Source organism: uncultured Virgibacillus sp., assembly GCF_947495635.1.
In the GTDB taxonomy this organism is placed as follows: domain Bacteria; phylum Bacillota; class Bacilli; order Bacillales; family Amphibacillaceae; genus Virgibacillus; species Virgibacillus salarius.
The window spans coordinates 52,268-62,613 of the sequence record NZ_CANMAB010000011.1 but is presented as its reverse complement, the minus strand read 5'-3'; the positions used below and the strand labels follow the sequence as shown (position 1 = coordinate 62,613).

The 10,346-nt window shown below is 39.7% G+C and carries 10 protein-coding genes; 3 read left to right on the top strand and 7 right to left on the bottom strand.

Annotation, left to right across the window (positions count from 1 at the left end; genetic code table 11):
• The first annotated feature begins 390 nt into the window (after window positions 1–390).
• Window positions 391–744 (top strand): hypothetical protein, encoded by a 354-nt coding sequence (locus tag Q1A47_RS04420; protein ID WP_318279800.1) that lies wholly within the window; start codon window positions 391–393, stop codon window positions 742–744.
• A gap of 250 nt (window positions 745–994) precedes the next feature.
• On the top strand, window positions 995–1,156 hold the full coding sequence (locus Q1A47_RS04415; RefSeq protein WP_161629279.1) for a GrpB family protein: 162 nt from the start codon (window positions 995–997) through the stop codon (window positions 1,154–1,156).
• 102 nt (window positions 1,157–1,258) lie between these two features.
• Here Q1A47_RS04415 and Q1A47_RS04410 read toward each other — a convergent pair whose 3' ends face one another.
• Window positions 1,259–1,675: a carboxymuconolactone decarboxylase family protein gene (locus tag Q1A47_RS04410; protein WP_026681915.1), complete on the bottom strand. Its 417-nt coding sequence runs from the start codon at window positions 1,673–1,675 to the stop codon at window positions 1,259–1,261.
• 122 nt (window positions 1,676–1,797) lie between these two features.
• Here Q1A47_RS04410 and Q1A47_RS04405 point away from each other — a divergent pair, with 122 nt between their 5' ends.
• Window positions 1,798–2,235 carry an Lrp/AsnC family transcriptional regulator gene (locus tag Q1A47_RS04405; protein ID WP_026681916.1) on the top strand — a complete coding sequence of 146 codons (438 nt, stop codon included), beginning with the start codon at window positions 1,798–1,800 and terminating at the stop codon, window positions 2,233–2,235.
• An 830-nt stretch (window positions 2,236–3,065) separates the two neighbouring features.
• Here the strand turns inward: Q1A47_RS04405 and metA are convergent.
• From metA to Q1A47_RS20860, 6 genes are all read right to left on the bottom strand, one after another.
• On the bottom strand, window positions 3,066–3,974 hold the full coding sequence (gene metA, locus Q1A47_RS04400; RefSeq protein ID WP_166530297.1) for a homoserine O-succinyltransferase: 909 nt from the start codon (window positions 3,972–3,974) through the stop codon (window positions 3,066–3,068).
• Window positions 3,975–4,157: 183 nt separating this feature from the next.
• Window positions 4,158–5,609, bottom strand: a complete 1,452-nt coding sequence (locus Q1A47_RS04395) for a carbon starvation protein A (protein WP_026681918.1) — start codon at window positions 5,607–5,609, stop codon at window positions 4,158–4,160.
• Window positions 5,610–5,752: 143 nt separating this feature from the next.
• The gene (locus Q1A47_RS04390; RefSeq protein ID WP_026681919.1) at window positions 5,753–6,484 is read right to left on the bottom strand and encodes a LytTR family DNA-binding domain-containing protein; all 732 of its coding nucleotides are present in this window, start codon (window positions 6,482–6,484) and stop codon (window positions 5,753–5,755) included.
• The gene (locus tag Q1A47_RS04385) at window positions 6,472–8,223 is read right to left on the bottom strand and encodes a sensor histidine kinase (protein WP_166530296.1); all 1,752 of its coding nucleotides are present in this window, start codon (window positions 8,221–8,223) and stop codon (window positions 6,472–6,474) included. Before Q1A47_RS04385 ends, Q1A47_RS04390 begins: the two co-directional genes overlap by 13 nt.
• 448 nt (window positions 8,224–8,671) lie before the next feature.
• The gene (gene guaC / locus Q1A47_RS04380) at window positions 8,672–9,655 is read right to left on the bottom strand and encodes a GMP reductase (RefSeq protein ID WP_121604168.1); all 984 of its coding nucleotides are present in this window, start codon (window positions 9,653–9,655) and stop codon (window positions 8,672–8,674) included.
• A gap of 471 nt (window positions 9,656–10,126) precedes the next feature.
• Complete coding sequence (locus Q1A47_RS20860; protein WP_343231059.1) at window positions 10,127–10,243, bottom strand: DUF6007 family protein; 117 nt, start codon at window positions 10,241–10,243, stop codon at window positions 10,127–10,129.
• Window positions 10,244–10,346: the final 103 nt, after the last annotated feature.

Genomic DNA, 10,346 nt, shown 5'->3' with positions numbered 1-10,346 from the left:
AGCGGGTTTTGCTAAAAAAGTTAGCTGAAGGACAAACCCCACGGAAAGGGAAGTGGGCAGCCGGAGTGGTGGTCAAGTAAGCAGTAGCTATTATTCCATAATAGCTACTAGAGGGAGCGTAAATCTGAGCATGTAGTGATAAGGATTGAGCGAATTTTGCTCCGTTTTTCTAATGTAAAAAAATCTATTGCTGCGATCGAAGATAATGGTATATAAATTTGCTCCGGAAATATACGTTGCTCCTTGAAGGCGCTTCGTAGCTGGATATCTGAATATAAAGACGAGGGGAATAAGGAAAATCCCTTTATGTCCTAGTATAATCGCCCAATAGTTTTGCTGGGCAAATGCATATCCTATTTTCATAGACAATATGGAAGTGAGGGAAGTTCTATGAATGGAGATTGGAATATGCCTGCGGCGATGCCTCCTGAGCAACAATTTTATGTACAGGAAGATATTGAACGCAGACCACCATTTGGTCCTGGCCCAGGATTTAAAGGAGGCTATGGCAGACCACCATTTGGAGGTCCAGGATTTGGAGGTCCGGGATTTGGTGGCCCAGGATTCGGCGGCCCAGGGTTTGGAGGCCCTGGATTCGGTGGCCCGTTTTTCGGCGGGTTCGGCGTTCCACTAATTGGTGGGTTAGCTGGCGGGCTTTTAGCAGGAACACTTGTGAATGCGTTCGATGATGGTGGCTACGGCTATTATCCACCCCCTTACCCACCGTATTATGGCGGGTATTAGCTAGATCAATGAAGAATAAAGATGAAATAGATAAATGGAAGATGCTTGATTCAAGGTCAGCTGTACTATACTCGTTGTCTGGTTGAATGAAAACCTCTTTATGATATATAAGCCATCACATGATGTATGTGGTGGCTTAGCTATTATTTGCTCCATTAACCGTTGACGGCTAATGAAGCGTTTGCTATCTTGAACAGGATTCATTGAAGGAAACAATATGCTGTGTATTTTATAAGGGAGGGCTCGGGTGATGAAGGTGCGATTAACAGATTACGATAAAAAATGGGTACAAATGTTTGAGCAGGAAGCGCGATTTCTTCGCGAGTTGCTAGGAAGTGAAATCACTACCTATAAAATGAAAAACCTTCCTACTGTTAGATTCGGAAGGTTTTTTTGTCATACACAATTTTAGTATAGCATGAAGAAATATAGTTTATTAGCCGATTTTGTTGAAGATCATTAAAAGCCTTATTAAACAAAAGCAACTAGTTAGGAAGAGCTTTTATATTTAAAATTATTTCTTTACAGGTTCTAATTTCATCATAGCTCCAAAGTACTGTGAAGCAGTAGTAAACGAAATAAAAGCACAAAGTTCACTGATTTCTTCTTCAGTCATGCATTCCTGTAAAACGTTAAAAGTTGAAGTTGGTATATTCCCCCTTAGCTTTAAAAACACCTCCGTAAAAGCAACCGCAATAGAAGTTTTTTCATCAAACTTATCAGGATTAGGTTTACCTTTCACTTTACAATACTCACAACCATTACTTTGGGCTAACGTTCTCCTTATTTGCTCCTTTAATTCAGAAGAAAGCAATCCTCCTTTTTCTAATACTTTCCCTAAATGTGACCATCCTTTCATTACTTCTACATTGTGTCCTAAAAGTCGTTGAAATGGTGAGTCTCCGAAACTTGATTCCTTAATTCTTGCCATTTAAAATCCTCCTTTGCTATATTTAATTTTAGAAGATTTAATACAAAAATAACATTAAATTTATAATGAGTAATCGATAAATTAATTAAACAATTAACGATATTAGGAGGATTTATTTAAAAATGAAAATTGATAATGTTGACAGAAAGATTTTAGATGAATTACATAAAAATAGTCGCTTATCTATGAGTGAACTTGGACGAAGAGTTAACCTATCTTCTCCTTCTGTAACAGAACGGGTTAGACAAATGGAATCATTCGGTATTATTAAAAGCTATACATTAGAAATCGATTATGAGAAATTAGGTCTACCTATCCAATGTATAATTGAAGCAACAGTCAAAAATGGGGACTATACGTCGTTCAAAAACTTTATTCTAAAACTCCCAAACGTACATTTTTGTTATCGTATAGCTGGAAATGCTTGTTACATGCTTAAAATGCACTTTGAAAACTTATCAAAAGCGGAGAAATTCATAGAAGAAGTAAATCCGTACGCACAAACTGTAACACATTTTATTTTCTCACAAGTACCAACAGTTCCGCGTTCTGCGAACTAACATTAATATTCCTTTAGGGACTATTCAACTAAACCCTCTCTATAAAGAAAGAAGTATCTAGTGTGATTCCACAATCTGTCCCTTTTATGCTAATAGGCTCAAATCCTTATTCCGAAAGTACTGCAAATGTACACCTTACAAACTATGGATAGATGATTGGTAAGGAAGGTGTAAAATAGAAATAAAGTTATTTCACGTTAATATGCAAACATTATGTACCACAAATTCACCAAGTAAGTCTTAGTGATAGGGTTCATCTTATAAATCGCAAAGTAAAAGGTGAAAAAGTCGAAGAATCATGAAAGCCGTATACAGTACCTTTCTTTACGGTTCATAGCAGTAACCCTGTTCATTTAGCCGATAAGAAGCCAATATGCTAAAGATATGATAATTCTATGCTTCGCGCTCATCCAGAGGGAGTCGAACGCTATGGTAGCTAAAAGGAGCGTTTATCAATCCGCTATGATGACACGAGGTTCTACAGCAAAGCAAAGAAGCCCTTTGTAATGAATTGGTATAAAAAGAACCAACATATGTCAGATACCTAATGGAGAATGAGTGGAAGCACCCTTTCTGTGACAGCCACATTTACGAAAGGAGCCAAATCCGTTGGGGAAGAAGGAAAAGTGTTTGAATCAAAGAAAAAATAACTAGAAATGATGTTCATGAAACGAGGCTACTCGGAAATATCCTTCGCTTGCCGTGGGCGGCTGGTGAGCCCCCTAATGCTGCGGGATCTCACCGATACCTCCCGTAGGACGTGGGATGCTATTTACCACACTTGCTTTTTATTTCTAGCTTATCCGTCTTACCGGATGACCATTTTTGGCCTATTTCCATTCATATGGTGTTTCTTGATAGACGTAGTAATTAAGCCAGTTCGAGAACAGTAAATGTGCATGGGAGCGCCAGCGGTTTAATGGTTTTATTTCCGGATTATCGTTGGGAAAGTAATTTTTAGGAACAGCTGCATCGATGCCTTTATTTCGATCGCGATAATATTCGTCCGCAAGCGTAAGATCATCATATTCCAAATGACCAGTAACCATCACGTGTTTTTCATCCTTAGACAAGATAATAAATGGGTCATTGTCTAACGTCGATGACAAGAGTAGCAGCTTATCATTTTTTTCCACTTCCTCCACTGAAGTACCCGTGTAACGGGAATGTGGTGCTAAGTATTCCTCATCAAATCCACGGACAAGCTCTACAGTAGAATTTGCCACTGTATGAGAGAGCACCCCTGTGCATTTAGCGGGTAGCTCAAATTTGCCGATACCATAATGATAATAAAGTGCTGCCTGGGCAGCCCAACAGATATGTAAGACAGAGGTAACATGTGTTTTCGACCATTCCATAATTTCAGAAAGCTCTTCCCAGTAATCAACCTGTTCAAAAGGCATGAGCTCCACAGGTGCACCAGTAATAATCATGCCATCAAATCGCTGGTTCTTGATATTGGCAAATGTATTATAAAATTGATTTAAATGGGACGGACTAACTGTCTTTGATTCATGTGTTGCTGTATGAAGGAATGTAACGGTAACCTGTAATGGCGAATTACCTAATAAACGCAGTAATTGTGTTTCCGTGCGTTCTTTTTCAGGCATTAGATTGACAATAACTATATTTAACGGACGAATATCTTGTGTCGTCGCCCGATCCGTATCCATTAAGAAGATGTTCTCTTCCTCTAACACATGACGTGCAGGTAATTGCTTAGGTACATTAATTGGCATGCTATTATCCCCCTTCCGATGATGCTATTTATTATAAAGTAAGATACGGATAAGTTCTATACCTCCTCTGAAAATCGTACAAAGTTTCAAAAGATATACGCAAATGAATAATATGAAGGCATCGTTGTACAAAAAAACAGGGTATTGCCCATTAAGACAATACCCCTTCATAGATAAATTTACTTATGCAGCGCTGTCCCAATTGGAGATATCCTCTTCCAACGGAACATTGTTTGCTCGAGCCTTCTTCGCAGCCTTAAAGAATAGGACAAGTAGGATTATCGTTCCAATGACACCACCGGCCCAAGCAACGTTCATCGGTAAGCCGAAGCCGATTTGCTGGGATAGGATATAGGCGATTACCATAACAAGCATGAATGTACCTGGTATGAGTGAAACAAAGTAATTTTTCTTTGCGATATAAAGATACATCGCTCCTACAAATAGCGCGATCACAGCTGTGGCTTGGTTCGCCCAGCTAAAGTAACGCCATAAAATATTAAAGTCAATTTGCGTTAAGACAACCGAAATAGCAAACAGTGGTAAGGCAATCCATAAGCGGCTGGATAGCTTTTTCTGAGCGATCTTCAGATAATCTGCAATAATCATTCTTGCACTACGAAATGCAGTATCTCCGGACGTGATTGGCAAAACGATGACACCTAGGACAGCAAGTGTTCCACCGATTGCTCCTAGTAATACTGTGGAGGATTCACTTACAATTGCTCCTGGTCCGCCAGCTGCTAAGATATCACTTAGTCCTTGATAGCCATCAAACATGCTCATCGCTGCCGCTGCCCAAATCATTGCAATAATCCCTTCAGCAATCATCATACCGTAGAAAATTTTACGTCCTTCTTTTTCCTTCTTCGTTGTACGCGAAATAATCGGTGTCTGCGTTGCATGAAATCCAGAAAGCGCACCGCAAGTAATGGTAAAAAATAATAAAGGAAAGATAGGTGCATGGTCTGGGTGGAAGTTTTGTAAGGACAGCTCAGGAATCGGTGCACCAGTGACTACTAATCCAACACCAACGCCAAGTGCACTTAGTAATAGCAGTGCGCCAAAATATGGATAGAGTCTGCCAATGATTTTATCTACTGGAAGTAATGTAGCGACAATATAATAAACAAAAATAGCAGCAATAAAGATCCACACGGCAACACTACCATCTGTCAGTAAGTGAAGCAGGCTGGCTGGTGTTGAGACAAATACCGTACCTACTAATAAAAGGAGCAGAACAGCGAATGCATTTACAATATGCTTCATGACCTTTCCTAAAAATTTACTAGCTAATTCCGGTAAATGGGCACCACGATTACGAATGGAAATCATCCCTGTTAAATAATCGTGTACCGCACCTGCAAAAATACAGCCAACAACAATCCAAATGAAGGCTGCTGGTCCATAGAGTGCTCCCATAATTGGTCCAAATACAGGGCCAGTACCAGCAATATTCAACAGCTGGATAAATGAATTTTTTGCGGTACTCATTGGAATATAATCTACCCCATCAGCGTTTACATAAGCAGGTGTTGCTCGCTCCTGTTTTACACCGAATAATTTTTCAATGAATTTACCATATGTGAAATAACCGATAATCAGTAGTGCAATTCCAGCTAAAAAAGTATACAACGCGCTCTCCCCCTATTTCTATAAATGAATGCGATTACATCAAGTATAAAAGAAACCTAAGAAAGAAAGGGGGAATGGAGAATAACACGTAGAAAAATCAGATTAACATGTTAGCTTGTTCTATTAAGATGTGAAATAGCTTACTAGATTTCTAAACGCTGTCTTAATGCTTTGGCATAATTCCTGCTTACGGATAACACTTCGTCATGTCCATCTACATGCAGGTGATAGGCACCATTGAACCATGGGGTTAACCGGCTAACATATTCTAAATTCACTAAGAAGCTTTTATGAATTCGGAAAAATCCGTATGCAAGCAGCCTGCTTTCTAATTCCTTTAATGGGATCTTCGTTTCATATTCGCCGGTCTTCGTAATCAGCTTTGTTAATTTATCCACCCGTGACATATAGAGAATTTCTTTTGGCTCCAGATAAAAGATCTCCCCATCCGCATCAACGGCTAGCTTACCCGTTGGTTTCGTTTTATCGGTCTGCTGGCTAGTAAATAATTTATTTTCAATTCGTTGAATTGTCTCCTGTAATTGCTCCTCATCATAGGGCTTCAGCAAATAATCCACAGCATCATGACGGAATGCCTCCGCTGCAAATTGTGGATAGGCAGTTGCAAACACAATTAACGGTGCATGCTTCAGCTTTCGAATGGCTTCTGCTGCCTTCATCCCATCCATCTTTGGCATTTCTACATCCAAGAAGACAACATCTAGCTGGTGCTGAAGGGCCTTTATCACAGCATCCTCGCCAGACGCAGCTTCATCAACGAGCTGAATAGAAGGAAAGCTGCTTAATAAATGCTTCAATTCATCTCTACTATATAATTCATCATCCACAATAAGTGTTTGAATTAACTGATCCATTGTTGTGACATCTCCTTATAGGGTATGGAAAACTGAATAGCAGTTCCTTGATTAATGCTACTGCTGATTTGCAGCGAAGCATCCTCGCCAAACATAATGCTTAATCTTCTATTTACATTGTACAGGGCCAAGCCACTGCCAGAGGCTGAATCAATAGGCGCTTGAATGACTTGCTCAGCCAGCTCCGTGCTCATTCCCTTGCCATTATCTGCTACATAGATGCAAATTCGATCTTGATTCCGGTTTATTTTTATTTTTAGCAAGCAATCTGTTTCTTTATCCTTAAAGCCGTGCTTCATGGCGTTTTCAATTATTGGTTGTAGCGTAAGTGGTGGAATAAGCTGGTTAAGTACACAAGGATCGATTTCATAGCTAACCGTTAATTTATTTTTAAATCGTTCTTCTTTAATGGATAAATAAGCCTTCACATGAGCCAATTCCTGTTGTAAGGTGATCGTGCTTTGGGTCGTAGCTGATAGATTTTGCCTGAGAAAATGAGAAAGAGACACTAGCATTTTTCGGGCTTTACCTGGATCTAAGCGGATTAAGGAGATGATCGTATTCAGCGTATTAAACAAGAAATGTGGACGAATCTGCGCCTGAAGCGCTTTTATCTCTGCCTCTTTTGCCAATTGATAGGCACGATCTACCTCTGCCGTTTCAAGCTGGTGACTAATCATCGAGCTAAGCCCTTTAATTAGCTCTTTTGTTACGTTTGTAATCTCCTTTTCCGAGCGAAAATAGAACTTTAAGGTGCCTATTGTTTTTCCGCATTGTCTAAGTGGTGCAATAACTGCTGCGCCTAAGGGGCAATTCGTAACTGCACAATGAATCGACTCCTGATTGGCAATCAAGACCTTCCCCTGTTGGATTGCATCAAGCGTGATCTTTGTTTGGATCGGACTATTGGTACGGTGGTGATCATGTCCAAGCCCAACATGTGCTAATATTTCCGAACGATTCGTAATCGAAACAGCACTCGTTTGAATTTCCTGATGGATAATATGACAAACGGCTTCAGCCGCCGTTGGTGTTAATCCATGCTGTAGGTGAGAAATCGTCTGATCGGCAATACGAAGCGTCTTCTGCGCTTGGAGAGCGCTTACTTTTTCTTCCTCGCTTAATACATTTTTAATGACGAGCAGGAATAGTGCAGATCCAAGCCCATTTGCTAAAATCATGGGAATGCCAATAATGTTCACAAGTGCGCTTGCCTGTTCAAACGGCTGGGCAATCATTAAAATAATTAACATTTGCAGGGACTCCGCCAGCGCACCAATAATAAATGCGGTTTGCAGTCTCACCCGTTTATGCTTTTTATAAAATAGACTAGCAAGGATACTTGCGATTATCGTGGCAAGACCACAGGCAATTGCCGTAAATCCGCCTAAGGTAAATCGATGTAATCCGGCAATGATCCCAGCGCCAATTCCAACCGTTGGACCGCCAAGCAGGCTTGCAATTACCACACCGATAACACGCGAGTTGGCAATTGCTTCATCAGCCGTTAGCTCCGCTGCCCAACGGTGAAACTCCAAATTCTCTGTGCTAAGACTAACACCTGAATACGTACCGATAATGCCGAAGAAGCCGAAGAATAGAATGGCGGTAAATTGCTGTCGGCGATTCAGTTGATTTTGATAGAACATACTGCGGAAAAATCGGAACCTTGTTAAGATGAATGCGATCGTAACGAGAATCCCAATCCGTTCTACCATGGTTAATAATAATTCCCACACAGAAATAACCCCTCCTTACCGAGCGGATTTAGCTACATCTAGTATAGCAGTTTTCGTAGAATTGAACGAAAATTTAGGTAGAAGGGTCTAGTGAAAGAGGTGCTATAAGGGGAGCGATCTTGAAAGCCATATAATCATTTTATGCTTTCATCGTAATTTGACATAGAGGATGCTTCCTGCGGTTATTGTCAGCGTTAATTTATTTTCCGATACATGGTTCTATGGACGTATGCTATTTTCTTAGCAGATCCCTCGGAATCTAGTTTTTTCGGTAAGACGTATTACCATTTCAAAAATAAGCCGAACTATGATCCGGATATAACGTCGTATCCACGGATGCTAGTTCGGCTTCCATTATCTTATCTGGGGGATTGTACGGGCTAGTTGAAAAAGATCCCGGCTAATCGTATGTCCCTTTTGAAATACCAAGTTATTCATCAACACGTAATTAGTAAACTTTATCTCCATTAAAGATGGAGTTCTTAACGACAACATAGTCTACATGGCGAATCGACTCCAGCTTGTTGCCACCTGCATAAGAAATCGATGATTGTAGATCCTGCTCCATCTCCTTTAGCGTATCCGTAAGGGAACCTTTATGCTCCACAAGCATTTTCTTTCCCTCTACATTTTTCTTTTCCCCTTTTTGAAATTCAGAGGCAGAGCCAAAATATTCCTTCAGCACCTTACCGTCCTTTTCAATCGTTTCGCCAGGGGATTCCTCATGTCCTGCGAATAATGAACCGATCATTACCATGGTTGCACCAAAGCGAATGGATTTCGCGATATCACCGTGTGTCCGGATGCCACCGTCGGCAATAATTGGCTTGCTTGCTGCTTTTGCACACCAACGAAGTGCCGCCAATTGCCAGCCACCTGTACCAAAGCCTGTTTTTATTTTGGTAATACATACTTTCCCAGGGCCGATTCCCACTTTTGTCGCATCAGCACCAGCATTTTCTAATTCTCTAACCGCCTCAGGTGTTCCAACGTTTCCAGCAATGACAAAGCTTTGAGGTACATGCTGTTTAATATGCTTGATCATTTTAATAACTGCTTCTGAATGACCATGAGCGATATCAATGGTGATATATTCTGGTGTTAGCTGCTCATCAGCTAGTTGCTTCACAAATCCATACTCTTCTTCTTTTACACCAACGCTAATCGAAGCAATTAGGCCTCGCGCTTGCATATCTTTGATAAAGGCAATACGCTTCTCTGGTTCGAAGCGGTGCATGATATAGAAGTAATCATTTTCTGCTAAAAACAAAGCAATCTTTTCATCTATGATCGTCTGCATATTTGCAGGAACGACTGGTAATTTAAAGGTGTTTCCACCTAACGTAACAGTTGTATCACATTCTGCACGGCTATTCACCATACATTTTGCAGGAATTAGCTGAATATCTTCGTAATCAAATACATTTTCCATGATTTACACCCCAAAATCCGAATGATTTTATATAATATATTATGATTGTTCGTCTATTAGTAATGTACCTCATTTTGTAGCAAAAGTCAAAATATAAAATGTAAAGGCTTAACTAATCAATACATGTCACCGATTAACGATGAAAAGAAGTATGATAAGCGCTTAAACCATACACTGTGTAGAAGGTATTATCCTTCTCCTAACAGAGAGGGCAGTAAGCGAGGCACGGTAGGGAAAAGAAAAATTCTCCCCATTCGCTGCATCTATTTTATTGACATAATATCAGTCTGCTTGGTGTTCTTTTAAACACAATAAATACTCCCTTCATAGTAGTAAGAGAATTTTTATTTTCTCTGTCTACGATAAAGGGAGCATATCACAATGGTTCGGATTATTATGTGAATAGAATACTTTTGTCAGATTCATTTTAATCAGGTTGAAAGTCAATGGCTCTTCTTTTTTTTAATGGAGTCAACAATAATGTGAAAAGCCATAGCTAAACCAAAAGCAAAAAATATAAAAAATAACTATGTTTAATAATACACTCCAAACATTATAGCTAGGTAAATAAGAAAATAACATAAACATAGGAACTATAAATATTAAGTCTAATAATCCTATTCTATTAAAAACACTATTTAAATGATTCAATTACAACACCCACTTAGGAAAGTATTTTACAAGCCTGTCT

Coding starts and splice junctions, on each gene's coding strand:
- guaC (WP_121604168.1), bottom strand. CDS start 9,655: ATGGAAAATGTATTTGATTACGAAGATATTCAGCTAATTCCTGCAAAA.
- Q1A47_RS04415 (WP_161629279.1), top strand. CDS start 995: ATGAAGGTGCGATTAACAGATTACGATAAAAAATGGGTACAAATGTTT.
- Q1A47_RS04390 (WP_026681919.1), bottom strand. CDS start 6,484: ATGGATCAGTTAATTCAAACACTTATTGTGGATGATGAATTATATAGT.
- Q1A47_RS04405 (WP_026681916.1), top strand. CDS start 1,798: ATGAAAATTGATAATGTTGACAGAAAGATTTTAGATGAATTACATAAA.
- metA (WP_166530297.1), bottom strand. CDS start 3,974: ATGCCAATTAATGTACCTAAGCAATTACCTGCACGTCATGTGTTAGAG.
- Q1A47_RS20860 (WP_343231059.1), bottom strand. CDS start 10,243: ATGTTTATGTTATTTTCTTATTTACCTAGCTATAATGTTTGGAGTGTA.
- Q1A47_RS04420 (WP_318279800.1), top strand. CDS start 391: ATGAATGGAGATTGGAATATGCCTGCGGCGATGCCTCCTGAGCAACAA.
- Q1A47_RS04410 (WP_026681915.1), bottom strand. CDS start 1,675: ATGGCAAGAATTAAGGAATCAAGTTTCGGAGACTCACCATTTCAACGA.